This is a genomic window from Erysipelothrix sp. strain 2 (EsS2-7-Brazil), assembly GCF_016617655.1.
Classification (GTDB): Bacteria; Bacillota_I; Bacilli_A; order Erysipelotrichales; family Erysipelotrichaceae; genus Erysipelothrix; species Erysipelothrix piscisicarius.
Window position 1 is genome coordinate 1 of record NZ_SCFT01000007.1, and the last position, 19,954, is coordinate 19,954.

Sequence of the window (19,954 nt, forward strand, 5' to 3'; positions counted from 1 at the left end):
TCATCTTTGTCTCATAGCTATGCATAGTTCGTGTTCCCATATAAAAACCTCCTATATTGAACTATTTTACAATAATTCTCATACAAGAGGTTTTTTTTCTTTAGTCCCACTGAACTAGGTCAGTTCCGTTTGTATTTAGTTGTTTTTATTATTGGTGTAATCGATATACATTAGCGCTAGTTTATGAATGATGATTACAATTGGAATGGCAACAATTAGCAAGATTGCTGTAAACTGTGCATGTTCTGGACTGAGTGGTTGTAGTTCCAAGAGTGGCCAGAAGAGTTTGGTTGCAAGCCCAAAACCAATGACATTGATAATAAGAACGATGGTTCGGTATAGGTTGAGTGGCTTATAGATACGGTAGATCATACCGATGGAGACATAACCGTTAATAAAGTACATCATCGTTTGAACAACTTCTGTTGTTAATCCAAAGTGAGTTCCCCAAATATTGAGGAAGAGCCATAAAAGGATAATGGTCATTGCATTTGGGAATGCATGACGTAAGACATGATTGAGGATTCGTTCTTTAGGGCGTTCATAACTTGGCTGAAACAACAACATAAACGAAGGGAATCCATCAATAAACATATTGGTTAAAGTAATTTGGAACGGAATAAACGGAAAGGGAACATTCATAACAACTGCGGTAATCGCAATAAATATGGTTAGAATTGTCCGTAGGTAATACATGGACGCGGAACGGGTGATGTTATTGATCACCATACGTCCTTCCTTCACAACATCTACAAGTGTGGAAAGTTGTCCGTCCATTACAACGATTTGTGAGATATGCAAGGCTGCATCGCTACCTTCTCCCATAGCGATCGAACAATCAGAGTTCTTAAGTGCAAGAACATCGTTAATACCATCACCAGTCATCGCAACTTTCTCCCCATGTTCTTGAAGAATCCGTACAAAATCCAGTTTTTGATTTGGCGTTGCTCGACCAATAACATTGCAATTAAGAATGGCTTCCGTTAAGTCTTCCTCAGTTTTAAGAGATTGTGCGTCCACCACAGTTTGATAGTTTTCGATGCCCGCTTTGCGAGCAATCGCGGCAACGGTTTCTACGTTATCACCTGAGATAACTTTCGCTGTAACATCATTTTCACGGAAGAACTGGATGGCATCGTATGCGTCATCTCGAATTGGATCTTCTAAAGCAATGTAAGCGAGCGGTAAGATTCCCTTAAGCGAACTGTCTTTATGAATGGGTGAAAGTGATTCACAAATCAAGAGAATGCGCGCACCATCCCGTCGCAAGGACTCTACTTTTTCGGGAATCCGTGTTCCTGGTAGTAAAATATCAGGAGCACCAACTAAGACTGCATGATTGTTTGAGAAATTCATCCCTGCCCACTTGCGCGCTGATGAGAACGGGATTTGCTCTACCGCTTGAAGCTGTGTCGGAATGACTTCAAAATAATCCTTAATTGCTGCAGATGTAGCATTGTTATCGTTTGAATTTTCAATATATGAACTCATGTATTCATAAAGGATTTCATCAAGAGTTTCTACATGAATTACTTTCATTACGCCATGAGTTAAAGTTCCTGTTTTATCCAAACATAAGACACTGGATTGCGACAACGTTTCAATTGCGTATAAATCTTGTACAAGAGTTTTCTTAGAACCAAGTTTTAAGACGGCTCCAATAAGGACTAAGGTAGTGAGTAGAACTAAACCTTGTGGTAGCATGCCTAAGAGGGCCGTTGCGGTATTAACGATAACTGAATCAAAAGCTTGTCCTCGAAGTATAAGCCCTTGGTATAGTAAAATGGCACCAATGGGAATGATAAAGAAACTTGTAATTTTTGTAACAGTTTTAAATGTTTTGAGAAGTTCTGACGAAATAACACGATTTGTTTTGACCGCAGAAGTTACTTTGATTGCATAGTTATCTTTTCCAACATGGATAATCTCTGCATAACATGCACCACTAACAATAAAACTTCCCGATAGAATTTCCGCATCAATTGATTTATCTACTGGATCAACCTCGCCAGTAAGAAGGGATTCATTGACTTCCACTGCTCCATCCACAATTCGTGCATCAGCACTAATTTGATTTCCAGCTTCATAATAGACTAAATCACCAAGGACAATTTCTTCGTTATCCAGTTCAAGGCGTTTACCATCACGAATAACTGTTGTTTTTGGAGAGATAATAATATTGAGTTTACTGATTAAATTTCGTGATCGTATTTCCTGGAAAATAAACATAAATGTATTGGAAATAATAACACCCATAAAAAATAAACTCGTCCATGCTTTTACATATACAAGTGCGGATGCGATAATAATGTTATATAAGTTAAAAAGCGTAAATACATTACTTAAAATGATTTGCGCATTTGTTTTAATTTCGGGTTTGGGAAGGCGGTTAATCTTACCTTCCAGAGTTAGTTGTTTTACTTGCTGTGTCGTTAGACCTTTTTTATTTTGCATAGCGATACTCCGTAATCTATTTATAACTATAAATTTATTCGAAAGAAAAATCAACACTATACTAGTGTTATAGTACAAAGTATACATCATAATTTTGAACTTATGACGAAAGTTACAATTTTGTTACATAACCGGGATATTTTGATACACTAGTATAAGAGCTATGGAGGGGATAAAAGATGAAAAAAATCGCAATTATTGGTGGTGGCATTGTAGGTTCTACAGCTGCCTATTATTTAAGTAAACATGGAAACCACGTTACCCTATATGATGACCCAACGGGCCAAGCAACCAAAGCAGCAGTAGGGATTATTTGTCCTTGGGTTAGCCAACGTCGCAACCAGGAATGGTATCAACTTGCACGTGAAGGGGCAGCATTCTATCAAAGATTAAATAAAGACCTCAATGATACATCCTATTATCGTCAAAGTGGCGCACTTATAACACATGATAAATTATTAGATAAGCTCTATAACATTGCATTACAACGTCGCATCGACGCACCTGAGATGGGGGAAGTGGAAATTTTAGAAGGCGAAGCACTGCAAGAAAAGTTACCGCCCTTTATTCAATGTGATCGAGCACTTTATGTTTCAGGTGGAGCACAGGTCGATGGCTTAAAACTGATCGAGACATTACAGAAAGAAGCTGAGAGTTTAACGGTAATCAATAAACGCGTCTATTGGTCACGTCAAGAAGATCGACTTATCGTTGATGGTCAAGCTTATGATGCAGTTATCCTTGCTTGTGGGGCTTGGTTACAAGAACAATTTCCAAATAAGGAACTCAGTGTGAAACCGCAAAAAGGACAACTTATAGAATTCAAGAATATCCTCGAACCCAATCATAACTATCCCGTATTTATGCCACAGGGAGAAATTGACTTTCTTTATGGAAATCAAGGACAATTAGTCATTGGTGCAACCCATGAAAATGAAAAAGGATTTAATCTAGATATTGATCCGAATTCAAGTGAATATCTCAAAAATGAGTCGAAGAAACACTTTCCAGAAATAGATAGACTTGAAATTGATCACGTACGCGTAGGAACACGCGCAGTGAGTTCGGATTTTAGTCCTTTCTACGGGGAAGTAGAGGGTGAACCGGGTGTATATCAAGCAAGTGGATTGGGATCCTCGGGATTGACTACGGGGATAATTATCGGGAAAATAATAAGCGAGAATATAAAGTGAAATTAAATATCAGATTATAATTATTGCTCGAATATTCTTAATACATTCTAATTTAAAAATAAATAAGACTTTAAATGTAAACGTTTTAATGATTATGTTGAAAACGTTTGCATTTTTACTGTTTATTCATTGAGATGAACTACTAGCTCATATATAATAATAGTTATAGATGTTAAAAATAATTAATAAAGTGAGGATAATTATGGGGAATAGATATTCAACACCGCGATATGATAATCTACGCGTTGTAATTGTAAATAAACGAAAAGAAGGTCATTCATGGGATGAGATTTTAGAGGGGAAATTTGGTCTGTCAAATTCAGTAGAAGAATTTTTACAATATTATAATTCTATGGGATTAGAGGCGCCATTCAATGAAGTAGAATGGTCTGATTTAGTTTTACTTCAAAAAGAAGCGGAAATTGACAGCTTAGAAATTACAGATATAACCAAAGCATCAATGATTGTTGGAGATAATCAAGAAAATGATATAATCATTCCTAAAAGTCGGAAATCATCTTGGGTGTTATATAAAGAACATTTAAAGAAAGCAAACGGTTTCGACGATAAAGCAATAAGTTCAATTGAAGTATCTTGTGAAAGAATTCTGAAGCAAATATCAAATGATACTAGAGATACCTTACCGACTAAGGGGCTTGTGATTGGTAATGTTCAGTCTGGTAAAACAGCAAATATGGCTGGTTTAATGGCTATGGCTGCAGATTATGGATATAACATGTTTATCGTTCTTTCAGGGACGATTGACAATTTACGGGTCCAAACTCAAAAAAGGCTTTTAAATGATTTAAATCACCCAGGTAATAAGATATGGCAAGAATTAGGTCATCTATCGAAGCATTCTGAGGATCGCGATAAGGCGTCAAATTTGCAATTTTCAAAGCCGGAAATGGCTTATTTTACGGTAGTACTAAAAAATAAAAAAAGACTAGAAAATTTACTTGAATGGCTTCATTTAGATGCAAATCCAAAAGGAAACATGAAAATATTAATAATTGACGATGAATCAGATCAAGCGGGAGTGAATACTGCGGATGTAAATACTGATGAACGAAAAACCATCGCAAGACTTATTAATAATCTTGTTCATAATAGAAATAAGAATGATAAAGAAGCAAAAGGGGTTTTTCACGCAATGAATTACATTGGGTATACAGCTACACCATATGCAAATGTACTGAATGAAATTGGAGATCATACTCTTTATCCAAAGAATTTCATCTATACACTTCCGCAATCAAATTTATATTTTGGTCCTCAACAAATTTTTGGTGTTGAGGAATCATTATCTGAAGAACTAAATCTCGAAGGATTAGATATTGTTAGAAAACTTGAAGATATTAATTCGAGAGAAATTGACGAACTCGCTTTAGTTCATAAAGGAGAGAATCGAGATATTCCTCAAGGTCTTGAACAAGCAATACTATGGTTCATATTGAGTAGTGCCGCTTTGCGAACACAAAATCATAAAAAACCACTGACCATGCTTATTCATAGCAGTTTTAAAGTTGACCATCATAACCAAATCGAGAGAGCTATAGAAAAATGGTTCATTAAAAATAAAGATAATATAATCGATAAAGCACGGGTTCTTTGGGAAACCGAAATAAATCGATTTACATTAGAAAAATTTAGGAGCGCTTATCCTACTTATGGTGTTGAAATTAATGCTTTACACGATTATCCATTATTTGAGGAACTATTACCTGAATTAAAATATGTTGTAGAAAATGGTATGGGACGTATTCAAATTGATGAGAGCGAAGCAAATGACCTATCTTACATAGATGGTATCCACTTGTGTGTAGATAATAGTAAGTCACAATCTACCGCTGATGAAGATGATTATATGAGATTAGAATATCCGTCCAAAAAGCATAAACTTAAAAAAGCACCGTTATTTATTGTAATAGGGGGGAATACTCTTGCTCGTGGTTTGACATTGGAAGGGCTAGTTTGTTCATATTTTTTAAGAACGACTAACCAAGGAGATACTCTAATGCAAATGGGGCGTTGGTTCGGATATCGTAGAGGATATGAATTGTATCCAAGAATTTACATGTCCATTAATGCAGTTGAAAAGTTTAAATTCCTATCGGAGCTTGATTTGGAGCTTAGAAATGAAATTTACAACATGGAAGTATTAGGACAACTTCCGGAAGAAGTTGGAATACGAATAAAAAGCTCACCATCATTGTCATTTATGCGTATTACATCTAAAAATAAAATGCAACGTGCTGTTGAGGATGAAGTAGACTTTACTGGAGTGATGAATCAAACAGTTCTATTTGATAACGATCTTGAGATTATTCAGTCCAATTTAGAAACCACAGTTAATTTTATTAAATCGCTTGGAGAACCAACAGCTACGGAAATGTTTATGTTTAACCACTCGAACATTGTGTGGGAAGATGTTGATTTCGAATTGATTTCGAATAGTTTTTTTGATAATTTCTTATTCAGTAATCGTTCACGAGTTTTTAATAGAATAAATGTTCTACAAGATTGGATAAAAATAAACACAGAAGATGGAAATCTAGGGAATTGGAATATTGTATTTGCAGGATTATCAAATGATAGCTCCTCAAAATTTGATTTTGGCAATGGATTATCTGTTGCAAAGGTTAGCCGATCTCGTAAAAAAAGTAATGAAAATGAGTCTGAGTTTATTGACATTGGGGTACTTCGGGGACCGAAAGACTTAATTAGTGATATAAGAATTGATCAATATAATCAAATTGAAGATGAACAACTGAAGAAAGAAATGATCAAAAATCCAAAAATATCGCACAGAAACCGTTTTGGTTTAAATAAAACACCGCAATTAACATTCTATTGCATTGATCAAGACTCTAAAGGGAAGTCTAATGCGCTAAGGAGTGATCTAAAAGCTAAAGGAGACCTAATTGGTGTTGTAGTTACAATTCCAGGAGGCGAGAGGAATCAAAATTATGTTAAGTCTATAAGAATTGATTTGAGTAAAATAAATAATAAGGGAACAATCGACGATATCGATTAGGGGGAAATAATGAAAATCGAAATTGAAAGTTCGGGAAGAAACACACTTACCGGAGAGGCTCTTTTAAGAATCATACAAAACGATAGCATGCCATGGATAGATTTACTTGTTCGAGAATCAATTCAAAATAGTCTAGATGCACGGAGTGGAAATAAAAAATCAGTACATGTAGATTTTACAGTCGGCGATTTTGTAACGAATTCATTATCAAAACATTTAGAAGGAATTGAGAAAGCGTTAAATGAACGATTTGGGTTTACGACAAAGAAGTTTTTGTCAGTTAGAGATTACAATACCGAAGGTCTAACAGGTCCTATGTCGCAAAGCGAACTTACAGATGGGATGGACGAAGGAAACTTAATATCTCTAGTCTATGACATTATGAAGGCACAAAATAAAGAAGGTGCTGGAGGATCTTGGGGATTAGGGAAAACTACCTATTATAGACTAGGAATTGGTTTGGTAATCTATTATAGTCGGATTAAAGCGCGAAATGGTGAATACGAAGAAAGATTAGCTATTAATATGGTAGAAGATGAAACCTCACCTTCCAGTATTATTCCTAGTTATAAGGAAAGTAAACGCCTTGGAATTGCATGGTGGGGAAAGGAAATATCTGAAAACACTACTGTCCCAATAACGAATCAGAATGAAATACATGAATTTCTCAAAATATTTGATATTGATCCTTATATAAATGACGAAACCGGTACAGCTATCATTATTCCTTTTATTGAACCCAAAAATCTTCTTACACAAAATTTACAGGGAATGAATTCAGAGATTACAAGTGAGGTAGCGAGAAAACCTCGTAATTTACCGTATTGGACGAGTAGTATTGAAGAGTATTTAGAAATTTCGATACAACGTTGGTATGCTTCCAGACTTAATAATGAACAATATGATGGTTGCTATTTGGAAGCCTCTGTAAATGGTTGCATGTTAGTTGATGAATTAATGCTTCCGTTTTTCCTAATTCAGCGAGATCTATATAATTATGCATCGAGTATAAATAATCCGAGATTAAAATTCTCTAATCAAATAGAGTACTACAAAGAAGAAATAAAAGTAAATCATTATTTGATTGACCCAGTTTGTGGAACGGTTGCGTTCGTTAAGGTTTCGGGCCGAGATTTGGGTCAAGGAATTCCAGACAATAATCCCAATATGTATCTATTAACAAATACAGTAAATGAAGATGCTCCGTTAAATTCACCGATGATTATGTACACTAGAAAACCAGGTATGATAGTGTCCTATGAAACGAGTGGTGATTGGGTTAGAAAAATCGATCCTACTCACGAAGATGAATATATAATCGGTTATTTTGTTTTAAACTCAAAAAATAAGTTTCGACAAGAATATATTAATCAGGGGTTACCTAGCAGTTTGGAAGAATATGTTCGCATGAGTGAAGAAGCAGATCACACATCTTGGGGAGATAAAAGTTATGGTAGCATTAGTCCTGAAATTTCTCGTAAAATAAAAAGTCACGTTTCAAAAAAAATCGGAAAAATCTTAAATAGTGAGAGCGTATCTATTATTGAAGATAGAAACTCCGTCTTCAGTAAGCAATTCGGAGAAAAACTATTACCATCAAGTATGTTCGGGAAAAAGGCAAGTGCTCCAAAGAAGAAAACGATTAAAGTTACAAATCCAGTGAAATCAAGAAAAAGAAATCCGCAGTTCAATATTATTGAAAATGCTATTCAGTATTGTGAGGATGGTATTAGAATTCCTTTTGAAATTGATACTTTAAAAACTGTTGTAGGATTTACGGTCAAAATTGCCACGATCAAAGAAGGCGGTATTTTGGAGGCGTCAGAATTTGAAACAATAACCAATGGGAAATTTCCTCTAGAAATTCTAGATGCGGAAATGATATATAAAGATTCTAAGATAAATAGGGAAGAAGAAATACTCGCAGCCAAAGGTTTTCATAGGCTTAGATCTGATCGCTATAGAGTATCCGAAATTGTATCAGAATACGACATATCTTATGGATTGTTTTTAGAGGCATCTATACCGAGTCGTATACAGATTAGAGGTTCGATTCTAATTCAAACATTTGACTATAATATTGTTCCGACACTACAATTTATGTGTATTGAGGCAGGAGGGGATAAATAGTGGTAAAAAATGTATTTTCAACCTACCCGATGCTAAATGAGAATCATATAAATCTTATTGGATATGATTTTTCTGAGATAAAATTTTATGCACGAACACAGTATGACAAAAAGATAATAGAAATTAGTGAAGATTCAATCAGTGATAATTTGATTATTCTGAAGGATGAAAACTCATTTTGGGACATAAATAGTCAGTCTCTTTCCGTTGTTTTGAAGATGGAAATAAGTAATTCTAGACCATTATTCAACAAAAATGGAATTGCCAATAGTGGGGCAAGTATCGGTCTTGCAATACAATGGTACTCTCGTGAATCTATGCAAAGAGGAATAGTTCGAGTGGGAACAATGGACTACTTTGACAACAATCACAAAGAATATCAAACAGAAATCAATTTTGAAGTCGGACAGCTTCGAGGAGACATAGTTTTCCAACCGTTTCTCTATATCGAGAAAGCATCGAGGCAAATTGATGAACGTAGCGGCTATTTGCAAAATAATATCGGTTCCATTTTAGGAGGATTTACCGAGGTAAAAATAGTACTGGATGGAGATGGTTCTGAATTTCCAATTTATATCGTATCTAATCCAAATGGACCTTTGTGGCAGGTGGATTGTCAGTGGGATGATCCAGTTACTGAATCATTCAGTCGTAGTGTAGCAATAAGGTTAAATCAAAATCATCCTGGATATAAATATATAGACCGAAATAGTAAAAAATTCGATCAATTTTTAATCAATGATATTGTAGCAAGTAGCATTTGTATTATTATTACTAAAATATCTCAATCAGCATATGCAAATTGTTTAAAATCAAATGGTAATTTTGAGATTGGTAGTGTTGCTCACGTGGCAAATTATTTTATTCAAACATTTGGATTAAAAAACTATGATGATTTAGATGTTCTTTCTAGCGAAGTTCGACAACGTTTGCCATTTGATAGATAAAAAAGGGGCCTTGAAATGATATTTGAAAAAATGAATAAATCAGAAGCGAAAAATGAAATGGAAAAATGGAAATTGTATGGTGATGTCCAAATGCCTAGTCTCGATGAAAAATATGGGGAACTTAGAAAAACTTTAACCGAATATTATTTGTCGATTCCATCCGAGAAAGAATATACGAAAGATCTTCAGTTTGGATTATATTTGTATGAGATTCTAAAGATTGAAAATGGAATGTCATTAAGAGAAGCATCTGACGAAGAAATTTGGATTGATTTACAAGTGAGAGTTATTCCAAATATAGTTGCAATGCGATGGGGATACGATAATGATGTGAGATTCTACAAAACAAAAAATCGTCTTTGGTTACGGACTATTTGGTGGTACATTCATTTAAGCTGGCAAGGTGATGTAGAGCTTACCGCGAAGATTTTAAGAAGAAATACTACAGATGAAATTCTCCAACTTGTTGACCGAACATCAAAAAAAGGGTTTGATGTAAATTTGTATAGAGAGATTATGAGAGCGTATGATCGTAATCGCGATGATAATAATCAAAAAGGGTTATTTAGAAAAGTTATGACATTGAACACTTTATATATCCAAACAATAGAACCAAGTTTGTATGAAGGTGGTATCGAAGGATACGTTAATATGCTTTTTGATAAAGCAAGTTAAAGGAGAAAAGTAAATGACAATAGTTGATGAAATACGAGAAAATTTTGCATCTCAATTTTCACAAGGTTTAAGAAAAATAAAATCAGCAGATGAAGAGTCGTGGACTATTAGAGAGTCAAATTACTATGGGGTTGCTATATTGAATACGCATAAGATTGAAATTAATGAGCAGTTTAGTAATGTGAGACTTTTCAGTAGCGAATTCCAAATTAGTGGTGGAGAAATAATAAATTTATTAATACTTTCATCTGAACTGAATCATTTGAGAAATGAATTTGCGATTATTTGTGCTCAATTTTTAGAGTTAGGAGAGAATAGAGAGAATAGATTATTATTACAGACAGAACCATTTGATTGGTGGAAAAAATGGAGAGATTTACTAGGGAATTCAATCAAAAATAAAAAAGTATATGACGTAATTGGAGAATTATATTGCGTTTTACATTTACTGGAATCAAAAGAAAAAAAACTCATCTGGCAGGGTCCTTCAATGAATTCACATGACATAGAAACAGAAACTATGAGTTTGGATGTAAAAACTACGATAATTAAATATGCGGAAACAGTAACGATTAGTGGACAATTTCAATTACAGTCAAATAAAACACTATATATCTACATGTGCAAACTGGAGGAGTCGTCAAAGGGCAATTCGATAGATGACTTATTAGAATTGATTGTTAATGCCGGAGGACATCGATCTCACTACGAGGAAAAAATTAATCAATTGGGATATGGATTAGGAAGTAGAGATCGAAAAGTTAAGTATAATAAACTTGAGGGTAAACGATATTTAGTTGATGCAAATTTTCCGGCTATTACACCGAGTTCATTTGTTTCTGGTAAGATACCAGACAACATAACAAAAATAGAGTATACTATTGACTTAGTGGGAATACCAAATGAAACATGGTAGTTGAGAGGAAGATTTTTAATGAAAGTAATTGAGGCATTTAGTGGAATTGGTAGTCAATCAAAAGCTCTTAGTAATATTGGAGCAGATTATGAAGTGGTTGCTACGATCGAATGGGATATAAATGCAATTTATGCATACGATATCATTCATAATGGACCACAAGATTTATCCGAATATAAAGATGTTACAAAAGAAGAACTAATTGAAAAATTATCGGTTCATACAATTAGTGGTAATGGAAAAGAACCACTTGAAAAAAGCAATTTAAAAAGATATCCACTAGAAGCTTTAATGCGAATTGATTATGCAATTAAGAGAACGAAAAACCTAGTAAGTATTACAGATGTTCAAGCAATCAATTTACCTGACAATGTTGATTTACTTACTTATTCATTTCCATGTCAAGATTTGTCATTGTCGGGCTCTTGGCATGGAAATACAAAAGGAATTGATCGGGATGCTAATAATCGATCGGGTATGTTGTGGGAAGTTGAACGAATCATTAAAGAGTATGATGAGATTGGAAAATCTAAACCTAAATTTTTACTTATGGAAAATGTTACAAATATTCGATCAAAGCGACATGTTTCGAATTTTACAGAATGGACGACATTTTTAGAAAAAATGGGGTATATCAACCAAATATATGATCTTTCAGCGGATAATTTTGGAATACCTCAAAAAAGAAAACGAACATTTATGATTAGTGTTTTGCATAACGGAAACGAAAACTACAAAAAAGAAGTCGAAAATTATTTTAAAAATAATAATTTGGAAAATGTTAAGCACAAACCGGAACATCTAAAAAAATTTTTGAGAACAGATTATAATGATGACACTTACCGAAAAGAAGCATTATCAAGCACCCCAAACTATACTATTTCTAGGAGAAAAATCGAAAGTTCGAATGATAAATTGGTGGAAAATCAAAAAGTTTGTCAAAGTTATGTAAGAACCATAACAACTAAACAGGATAGACATCCGAATTCAGGTGTAATTTCATTACCCAAAAGTTTAAATACAAATACACCTTTTAGATATCTGACACCGAGAGAATGCTTCATGTTGATGGGATTTGATGAGATGGACTATCAAAATTTAATTGATAATAATTTTATGTTTAATAAATCTAGAGAATTTTATGGTGTTGAAAAATTGAATAAGCTTGCAGGTAATAGTATTGTGGTGAATGTACTCGAGGATATTTTTAAACAAATCTTAGAAATTCAAAAACTATAAACTAAAAATAATGGATAATCTAGAAACGAAAAACTATATATTAAAAGGACGGAGAATTAAGTTTTCCGTCCTTTTAATATATAGTTTACAATGGTTAACATCAATTATCGTTTAAATACCACCTTATTCGCTACTTGCACAAAGATTGTTTCCGCAATCTCAGATTGTCCATCCCACATGACAGTGATGATATTTTCGGTGTTGTCAGGGGCTGTTTGGCTAAAGGTCCACTGTGTGTCGCTGTCCTTGTAGATTTTAATTTGTTCATCTTGATTTACGGAGTATCCATAATCGGAAAATTTACCGGTAACGTAGGTAACGATAAATGGATGGTTAATTGATGATTTGTCCGTGATGAGTGTGGGTGTTTGGTGGGTAGCCTGGCATCCAATTAAAACTGCAAACAATAAGAACAGGAGTGTGATTTGATTGCCTTTCCTCATAGATCTCATCCTTTCTTGAGAAAGAATACCATACCAATATGAAAATTAAATATGGGGGTTATGAAATCTGTGTGTTCAAATTTGGTGGAAATTGTGAGCATAAAACTTTTATGAAAATTAGATAAAATAAAGGTGAATATGGACTATATATTCGGCGATTTGTGTTTCTTTACACGCAACATGATATAATACTATAAATGAATAGGGGGTTCTTGTATGATACGTATTGTCCTATGTGACGATGATAATGCTATTATCGAAAAGTATCGTTACTTAATTAAGCGTTATGCAATGTCACGAGGGGTTGAGGTGGAGTTGAGCTCGTTTTCTCGTGGTGAAGATTTAATTTTTGAATTAACGGATCATTATGAAGAACCAGATATAATCTTTCTGGATGTTTTTATGGATGAACTGAATGGTGTAGAGGTTGCGAAGCAAATCCGTGCGATGGGTTATAATTCGCAAATTATTTTTCTAACCTCGTCATCTGATTTTGTTTTTGATGCCTTTGATGTGGGCTCATTCAATTATCTCATAAAGCAGGATACCGATGATACTCGTTTTCGTACCGTATTAGGACAAGCTTTGACACAGATTGATAAACGGTCGGGAGATTTTTTTGATTGTAATTTTGGGGCGGAGTCTCGTCGCATTCCCTTTAAAGATATTTCTCACTTTGAAATATATCGTCGTGTAATGCGTGTCCATTTCAACAAAGATGAATATTTTGATTTTTATGAAACGATGGATCGACTCACTACACGTTTGGCGAATCGAAATTTTGTTCGGGTTCATCGTTCGTACCTGGTTAATTTAAACCATATCGTGCTCTTTAAAAATCAATCGTTACGTCTTGAAAATGGTGAAGAGTTACCGATTGGAAAAGCTTACCAAAGTGATGTGAAGCAGAGTTTTAATGACTTTGTAGAGAAAAACTGGGATTAGCGCATGATGTACCTGATACTCGCAATTACCTCTACGATTACCTACTATTTCTATACCTATCTGTCTGTATACTTTCTAAAAGATCATGCAGAAATGCGATCTTACGGAAATATCTCACTCGGTATTTGTATGGTAATGAGTTCTATGTTGGTTTTGTTTTCACGACAATTTGTTTTTGAAACTTATATTAGCTATCTCTTTATGCTTTTAGTTATGTTTATTAGTTTTAAGATTATATATAAAATATCAAGCACGTTGGCTGCGTATGCGACGGTGCGTCATGTCTTTTACTTCTATACTGTACGTGGTTTTGTATTTGGGATGTATTCACTTCTATCTGGAATCCCAATTCGTCTTATTGCATCGGGATCGATGAGTGATATGATCAGTTTTCAAACCACATGTATTTTTGTCATTATTTTGTTTCTTATGCTCCAACGCTATTCTGTTACGACAGCGCGAATTCAAGCGTTGTTTCGCAATACGGATCAGGTTTTATTTGTGACCGTGACAAAGTTATCTTTGGGATTTTATTTGACCATTGTCGGGTTTGGAAGTCGCTATACTGCCAATGATCAATGGTTTACGTTGATGTATCTTTTTACATGTGTTGTGGTTATGGGGGTTGCGGCAATTGTTGTGGCGAACTCCGTACGATCATGTGAAGCCTTGGAATACGAAAAGCAAACCGTAGCCCTACAAAAACAATTGGATATGCAAGTAAAGCATTATAAGTCGTATCAAGTGTATACGCAGTCTTTTCGAGAGTTTCGTCACGATTATAAAAATACCTTATCCACCATTAATGCGTTGTTGAGGAAAAATGATTATGAGACGGCGATTCATATTTTGGATGAGATGGGTGTACAAATGTCAGATGGCTTAACTACGCATCCAACTTATTCAAACGATAGTTTGTTGGATGCGATTATGCAGGAGTTCGCGAATACGTGTAATAATGAAGGCATAACCTTTGAGTGTATGCTTTATTGGGATCAAACGGTTGCGTTAACAGAACTGGAGGTCGTTCGTATCTTTACAAATCTGCTTAAAAATGCGCATGAGGCGACGCTTATGCTTCCTGAAGAACAACGGTTTATCAAGGTTAAATCGAAGCTTCGGGATCATTGGATCGATGTGATGATTTCAAATCGTTTTGATGGCAATTATCACGAGAATCTGGAGAGCACAAAAACCACGGATAAAGGTTCTCGTGGTCTTGGATTTAAGATTGTTCGTAAAACCATTGAACAACTTGGTGGAGTAGCGAATTGGTCGGTCGATGGCGATGTATTTAAAGTTGTGATGAATTTTCCTCGCGATCATACAACAGAAGCATAAAAAGAAAACACTTCCTTCGAAGGAAGTGTTTTTTTTATTGGTTATGGCCAAAGCTGGATGCATTATTTTGGGGATTGCGTTGGTCAAGATCTTTTTGGAGAAGGACGCTGGCACGTTTGATGGAATGGTGACCAAATCGTTCTCGTATCGTGTCGAGGGTTTCATCAAGCTCGGTTATGGGTTCATCAAAAAGTGAAAGCTGAATGGGTTGGCAGGTAGAGACGAGGTCACTTAATGTGATGGTGATGCTGCGAAGTGGTTTGTTTTGGTCCCAATATTTCTCAACTAAAAAGAGGGATTCATTAACAATTTGTTGTACCGTATTGATGGGTTGATTCAGCTTTTTTTGTCTGGATAGGGTTTCAAGTTTGTGATCACGAATACTGATGCGAAGGACACTGCCTTTCTTTTCAATTTTACGACACCGACTTGAAACCGATTCAGCCAAGACCAACAATACCCGTTTGACCTCGTCAATGGTCACAAGATCTTGAGGTGTGGTCATGCCATTACCGATTGATTTGGCGGGATCACTGTAGGGGTTAACTTCTGATGAATCCTCACCATTCGCAAAGGCTTTGAGTAAGCTTCCCATCTTCCCAAGATGCGTATGCAAAGTGTTCTCATTTGCACAAGCCAGATCACCAATGGTTCGAATGCCAATCTGATTAAGACTTTTTTGAGTGCTGGGACCAACATATAGAAGTTCTTGAACAGGGAGTGGCCAAATCATTTGCTTCATATGGGACTCCATGAGGATGGTTAGCCCATTGGGTTTTTGGAAATCTGAACCAAGCTTTGCAAAGATTTTATTAAAACTCATTCCAATTGACACCGTCAAGCCGACTTCTGCTTTGATGCGCTTTTGGATTTCCGTTGCGATATCTCCCGGCTTTCCAAATAATAGAATAGAATCGGAGATATCGACCCATGCCTCATCAATCCCAAAAGATTCCACTTTATCGGTATAGGTTCGATAGATGTCTTTGACCTGATTGCTTATCATAAGATAATCTTCATAGGAAGGTGGAACAATCACGAGACCTGGACATTTGCGTCGCGCATCTTTAAGTGTCTCTGCCGTTTTAACGCCCTTAGCTTTCGCCAACGGATTACGTGCTAAGACGATGCCATGTCGTTTGGACTCATCGCCACCAACACACATGGGGACATTCGCCAAGGATGGATTTTTTATTATTTCAATTTGCGCAAAGCAATAGTCAATATCGCAATGAAGAATGTAACGTTGCTTCATAAAGTCACCTCAATAATCTCAGTATAGGGTATTGTGTTGCGTATTTCAATAGAAATACGCAACATTGGGAGTTTTGTTGTATGGGGGTTGCATAATGGGTATAATAGAAAAAAGAGGTGATTTCATGACATTACAAGAACTGATTACGATATTTAGAGCGCGCCACAATCTCTCATTAGAAGAAGTTGGTGATGCGGTGGGTGTGAGCCGGTCGACGGTTTCACGCTGGGAAACGGGAGTTATTAAAAAGATTTCATTAGAAAAGCAGGAACGGTTGTCGCATTTATTTAAAATAAACGTTCCCGATTATTTAGATTATCATTTTTTTAAGCCGGTTTTAGGTGTAGTTAGGGCAGGGTACGATTTGTTAGCGCACCAAGATATAATCGGGTATGAGGAAGTTTCAAAACGTGAATATGATCAAGGCGATTATTTTTTGAAAGTTGTGGGTGATTCCATGACGGGATCACGCATTTATGACGGGGATCTTATTTACGTTAAAAAAACACGAGAAATTGTATCGGGGGATATCGCCGTTGTGTTAATACAGGGCGATGAAGCGACCGTTAAACGTGTTATTTTAAAAGATAATTTGATGATATTAGAGGCTACAAACCCGGACTATCCAACGCGTTATTATAACCCAGAAGAAGTCATGATGTTGCCGGTTGAAGTAATTGGGAAAGTCCTAAATGTGCGTGTTGATTTCTAGAAGTAATCCTTCTTATGTAAATAAACGACAACCCCAAGGGTTAAGAAAAAACTAATCATAAATACAATTAGGAGCGCATGAGGGTGGTCTTGGAAGGGGAGATCGATGTTCATGCCGTAAAAACTGGTAATAAAAGTTGGGACTGACAATACGAGTGTAATCGATGTGAGGGTCTGCATTATTTTATTCAATCGATTTGAAAAAAGCGATTCGGACACATCAACAATCGAATTGATGATTTGTTGATACATTTCGATATTTTGAACTAATTGATTCACCTCGATACGAATGTTTGTATATTCCGAAGAACGTTCAGATTGCCAGAGGGGATGTGGTTTTTCTTTCATAATATAATTCGCGACATCACCAATGGCATTAATAGCTGTTTGATAACGAATTAACTTTCGACTTAAACTAAAGAGGGCTTTAATGTTTGCTTTTGTAACCAAATTTTCCATGGTTTCTTCATACTCCGAAAGCTGTGCGTTGATGATTTGAACCATCATTTCATAGTTTTTAAGCGTATGTAAAAGAAGGTCAGTGAGGGTAGCGTGCTGAATGTCTTCGGTTAAAGAAATCGATTCATGACAATAAAGATTATAAACGGTACCCATTTGTTCGATACAAATGGGTTGAATGTTTTCTGGTGAGCTTGGATAATTAAGAATGATATAGAAATTGCCACTTAGAAGACGGATATGAGCCAGTTCCGCTTTATCGGATAACGATTGACGGATATATTCGGGTAATTGAAGCATGTGAGCATCTTGATAGATTATAAGATTCATCGTAAATCCTCCTTGTATAGGTATTATAACACGTGAGAAGAATACGAAATTAAGAAAACCTTAAACTGCTTTAGTGTATAATAGATTTAATTGGAGGACGCATATGTATAAAATCATGATTATTGAAGATAACGATACAATTCGTAATGAACTCAGTAGTTTCTTAAAAAAGAACGGCTATGAGACCACACTCATTACTGATTTTACGAATGTTTTGGATACGTTTAAGCAGGAAGATGTGGATTGTGTGCTTCTGGATTTATCTCTTCCTGAAGTTGAGGGACATTATCTTGCGAAAGAAATTCGCAAAATAAGTGAGGTTCCGCTTATTGTTGTTACCAGTCGAAACAGCACCATGGATGAACTGATGTCCATGAATTTAGGGGCTGATGATTTTATTACCAAACCGTATAATTTACAAATTTTGTTAGCGCGATTGCAATCCGTTTTACGACGTGCTTATGAAAAAAATGATACCCCAGTAACTGTTTTAAGAGGGGTTGAGTTAGACATACCGCGCGGAATGGTGCGTTATCAAAATCAAGAGCAAGAACTTACCAAAAATGAATTACGCATTCTATCATTCCTTATTGCAAATAAAGGCAGTATTGTTTCACGACAAGATTTGATGCAATACTTGTGGAATACGGATTGGTTTGTGGATGATAATACATTGACTGTAAATATTAATCGTTTGCGTAAGAAACTTGAAGAAATTGGAATTGTGGATTTTATAGAGACAAAACGTGGTATGGGATATACAATTCATGAAAACTAGAGATTTTTTGATGGATAAAGCGTATCTTATGATCCTCGTTGGAATTTTAGAAGGTGTTGTTTCATTCTTCCTTTTGGCTGTGGGGATTCAGCATGAAATTGTGTGGATTATCATGTTTCTCTTCGCACTGGTGTTGCTTGTGGTTTTAGGGGTTGAATTTTCCCGTAGAAAGCGATTTTATGATGAACTGCTGATGAATTTAGAAGGGTTGGATCAAAAGTACTTGATTACGGAAATGATCCCTGATGGGGAGTTTTTGGATGCAAGGCTTTGGGTTGAGGTTGTAGAAGATCTAAGCAAATCCATGGCAGACCGAGTGAATGAGTATAAACGGCGTCAAGAAGATTACAAAGAATACATTGAGTTATGGATTCACGAAGTGAAAACACCTTTAGCAGGGGCAAAGCTGATTGCTTCAAATAATTCCAATTCAGAAATGGATCTCATAATCCGTGAAATGAACCATGTTGAAGATTACCTGGAACAAGTTCTTTTTTATGCACGGTCAAGCTCACTTGAAAAAGATTATATGATTCAGCCCCTTAATCTCAATACACACATCCGTAATGTCGTTAAAGAACTTGCACCCATCTTTATTCAGCGTAAAATTCAAATCGAGATCCAGGTGACAGAAGAACATGTATACAGCGATTCGAAATGGGTTGAATTTATGATTAAACAAGTCCTATCCAATGCGTTAAAGTATGTGGATGAAGGGGGCGGTCATATTTTCGTATCGACGACCATTCAAGAACATGCCATTACCCTTCAAATCTGTGATAATGGACCGGGAATCCCAACGCAAGACTTAGAACGGGTGTTTGAACGTGGGTTTACCGGAGCGCGCGGACGCCAAAACAAACAAGCGACAGGAATGGGATTGTATCTTGTGAAAATGCTAAGTAATAAGTTGAACTTAGATGTAACTATTGAGAGTCACGAAGGAACCTGTGTTAATTTCGTCTTTCCAAAATCAAAAATGATGTTTAAGTAACCTCGTGAACGAGGTTTTTTTATTTCAAATACACTATAATAAAAGTAAGTGACAATAATGTCATATAACTGTAATGATAATGAATGGTAGAATCATCAAGAATTCTT

At 35.6% G+C, this 19,954-nt stretch carries 16 protein-coding genes; 12 read left to right on the forward strand and 4 right to left on the reverse strand.

The window, feature by feature from the left end:
* Positions 1-135 precede the first annotated feature (135 nt).
* Positions 136-2,454: an HAD-IC family P-type ATPase gene (locus EPJ90_RS04420; RefSeq protein ID WP_200542714.1), complete on the reverse strand. Its 2,319-nt coding sequence runs from the start codon at positions 2,452-2,454 to the stop codon at positions 136-138.
* 179 nt (positions 2,455-2,633) lie between these two features.
* On the opposite strand from EPJ90_RS04420, the gene EPJ90_RS04425 reads away from it, so the two are divergent.
* The 7 genes from EPJ90_RS04425 (at position 2,634) to dcm (ending at position 12,591) form a co-directional block, all read left to right on the forward strand.
* The gene (locus EPJ90_RS04425; protein ID WP_200542715.1) at positions 2,634-3,647 is read left to right on the forward strand and encodes an NAD(P)/FAD-dependent oxidoreductase; all 1,014 of its coding nucleotides are present in this window, start codon (positions 2,634-2,636) and stop codon (positions 3,645-3,647) included.
* A gap of 169 nt (positions 3,648-3,816) precedes the next feature.
* Positions 3,817-6,684 (forward strand): Z1 domain-containing protein, encoded by a 2,868-nt coding sequence (locus tag EPJ90_RS04430; protein ID WP_200542716.1) that lies wholly within the window; start codon positions 3,817-3,819, stop codon positions 6,682-6,684.
* A 9-nt stretch (positions 6,685-6,693) separates the two neighbouring features.
* Positions 6,694-8,814: a hypothetical protein gene (locus tag EPJ90_RS04435; RefSeq protein ID WP_200542717.1), complete on the forward strand. Its 2,121-nt coding sequence runs from the start codon at positions 6,694-6,696 to the stop codon at positions 8,812-8,814.
* Positions 8,814-9,761: a hypothetical protein gene (locus EPJ90_RS04440; protein WP_200542718.1), complete on the forward strand. Its 948-nt coding sequence runs from the start codon at positions 8,814-8,816 to the stop codon at positions 9,759-9,761. Before EPJ90_RS04435 ends, EPJ90_RS04440 begins: the two co-directional genes overlap by 1 nt.
* A 15-nt stretch (positions 9,762-9,776) precedes the next feature.
* The gene (locus EPJ90_RS04445) at positions 9,777-10,436 is read left to right on the forward strand and encodes a hypothetical protein (protein WP_207106267.1); all 660 of its coding nucleotides are present in this window, start codon (positions 9,777-9,779) and stop codon (positions 10,434-10,436) included.
* Positions 10,437-10,449: 13 nt separating this feature from the next.
* Positions 10,450-11,352, forward strand: a complete 903-nt coding sequence (locus EPJ90_RS04450) for a PD-(D/E)XK motif protein (protein ID WP_200542720.1) — start codon at positions 10,450-10,452, stop codon at positions 11,350-11,352.
* A gap of 18 nt (positions 11,353-11,370) precedes the next feature.
* Positions 11,371-12,591, forward strand: coding sequence for a DNA (cytosine-5-)-methyltransferase (gene dcm / locus EPJ90_RS04455; protein ID WP_200542721.1), 1,221 nt, complete (start codon positions 11,371-11,373; stop codon positions 12,589-12,591).
* Positions 12,592-12,695: 104 nt separating this feature from the next.
* On the opposite strand, the gene EPJ90_RS04460 is transcribed toward dcm, so the two are convergent.
* Complete coding sequence (locus EPJ90_RS04460; RefSeq protein WP_164503766.1) at positions 12,696-13,034, reverse strand: hypothetical protein; 339 nt, start codon at positions 13,032-13,034, stop codon at positions 12,696-12,698.
* 216 nt (positions 13,035-13,250) lie between these two features.
* Between EPJ90_RS04460 and EPJ90_RS04465 the strand changes: the two genes are divergently transcribed.
* Complete coding sequence (locus EPJ90_RS04465; protein WP_161637306.1) at positions 13,251-13,979, forward strand: LytR/AlgR family response regulator transcription factor; 729 nt, start codon at positions 13,251-13,253, stop codon at positions 13,977-13,979.
* A 3-nt stretch (positions 13,980-13,982) separates the two neighbouring features.
* The gene (locus EPJ90_RS04470; protein WP_161637307.1) at positions 13,983-15,320 is read left to right on the forward strand and encodes a sensor histidine kinase; all 1,338 of its coding nucleotides are present in this window, start codon (positions 13,983-13,985) and stop codon (positions 15,318-15,320) included.
* Positions 15,321-15,354: 34 nt separating this feature from the next.
* Here EPJ90_RS04470 and dinB read toward each other — a convergent pair whose 3' ends face one another.
* Positions 15,355-16,575, reverse strand: a complete 1,221-nt coding sequence (gene dinB / locus EPJ90_RS04475) for a DNA polymerase IV (protein WP_200542722.1) — start codon at positions 16,573-16,575, stop codon at positions 15,355-15,357.
* A gap of 124 nt (positions 16,576-16,699) precedes the next feature.
* Here dinB and EPJ90_RS04480 point away from each other — a divergent pair, with 124 nt between their 5' ends.
* Positions 16,700-17,287 (forward strand): LexA family protein, encoded by a 588-nt coding sequence (locus tag EPJ90_RS04480; protein ID WP_200542723.1) that lies wholly within the window; start codon positions 16,700-16,702, stop codon positions 17,285-17,287.
* Here EPJ90_RS04480 and EPJ90_RS04485 read toward each other — a convergent pair.
* Entirely contained in the window at positions 17,284-18,075 is a 792-nt protein-coding gene (locus EPJ90_RS04485; protein ID WP_200542724.1) for a CorA family divalent cation transporter, read from the reverse strand. The genes EPJ90_RS04480 and EPJ90_RS04485 overlap by 4 nt on opposite strands.
* A 103-nt stretch (positions 18,076-18,178) precedes the next feature.
* Between EPJ90_RS04485 and EPJ90_RS04490 the strand changes: the two genes are divergently transcribed.
* Positions 18,179-18,853, forward strand: a complete 675-nt coding sequence (locus EPJ90_RS04490) for a response regulator transcription factor (RefSeq protein WP_125164250.1) — start codon at positions 18,179-18,181, stop codon at positions 18,851-18,853.
* Positions 18,843-19,847 (forward strand): sensor histidine kinase, encoded by a 1,005-nt coding sequence (locus EPJ90_RS04495; RefSeq protein ID WP_200542725.1) that lies wholly within the window; start codon positions 18,843-18,845, stop codon positions 19,845-19,847. The genes EPJ90_RS04490 and EPJ90_RS04495 overlap by 11 nt, the downstream gene beginning before the upstream one ends.
* The last annotated feature ends 107 nt before the right edge of the window (positions 19,848-19,954 follow it).

What these genes read in the sequence shown, in the direction of transcription:
- EPJ90_RS04425 (WP_200542715.1), top strand. Translation starts at nt 2,634, where the DNA reads ATGAAAAAAATCGCAATTATTGGTGGTGGCATTGTAGGTTCTACAGCT.
- EPJ90_RS04460 (WP_164503766.1), bottom strand. Translation starts at nt 13,034, where the DNA reads ATGAGGAAAGGCAATCAAATCACACTCCTGTTCTTATTGTTTGCAGTT.
- EPJ90_RS04430 (WP_200542716.1), top strand. Translation starts at nt 3,817, where the DNA reads ATGTTAAAAATAATTAATAAAGTGAGGATAATTATGGGGAATAGATAT.
- EPJ90_RS04470 (WP_161637307.1), top strand. Translation starts at nt 13,983, where the DNA reads ATGATGTACCTGATACTCGCAATTACCTCTACGATTACCTACTATTTC.
- EPJ90_RS04450 (WP_200542720.1), top strand. Translation starts at nt 10,450, where the DNA reads ATGACAATAGTTGATGAAATACGAGAAAATTTTGCATCTCAATTTTCA.
- EPJ90_RS04420 (WP_200542714.1), bottom strand. Translation starts at nt 2,454, where the DNA reads ATGCAAAATAAAAAAGGTCTAACGACACAGCAAGTAAAACAACTAACT.
- EPJ90_RS04490 (WP_125164250.1), top strand. Translation starts at nt 18,179, where the DNA reads ATGTATAAAATCATGATTATTGAAGATAACGATACAATTCGTAATGAA.
- EPJ90_RS04445 (WP_207106267.1), top strand. Translation starts at nt 9,777, where the DNA reads ATGATATTTGAAAAAATGAATAAATCAGAAGCGAAAAATGAAATGGAA.
- EPJ90_RS04495 (WP_200542725.1), top strand. Translation starts at nt 18,843, where the DNA reads ATGAAAACTAGAGATTTTTTGATGGATAAAGCGTATCTTATGATCCTC.
- EPJ90_RS04435 (WP_200542717.1), top strand. Translation starts at nt 6,694, where the DNA reads ATGAAAATCGAAATTGAAAGTTCGGGAAGAAACACACTTACCGGAGAG.
- dcm (WP_200542721.1), top strand. Translation starts at nt 11,371, where the DNA reads ATGAAAGTAATTGAGGCATTTAGTGGAATTGGTAGTCAATCAAAAGCT.
- EPJ90_RS04465 (WP_161637306.1), top strand. Translation starts at nt 13,251, where the DNA reads ATGATACGTATTGTCCTATGTGACGATGATAATGCTATTATCGAAAAG.
- EPJ90_RS04485 (WP_200542724.1), bottom strand. Translation starts at nt 18,075, where the DNA reads ATGAATCTTATAATCTATCAAGATGCTCACATGCTTCAATTACCCGAA.
- EPJ90_RS04480 (WP_200542723.1), top strand. Translation starts at nt 16,700, where the DNA reads ATGACATTACAAGAACTGATTACGATATTTAGAGCGCGCCACAATCTC.
- dinB (WP_200542722.1), bottom strand. Translation starts at nt 16,575, where the DNA reads ATGAAGCAACGTTACATTCTTCATTGCGATATTGACTATTGCTTTGCG.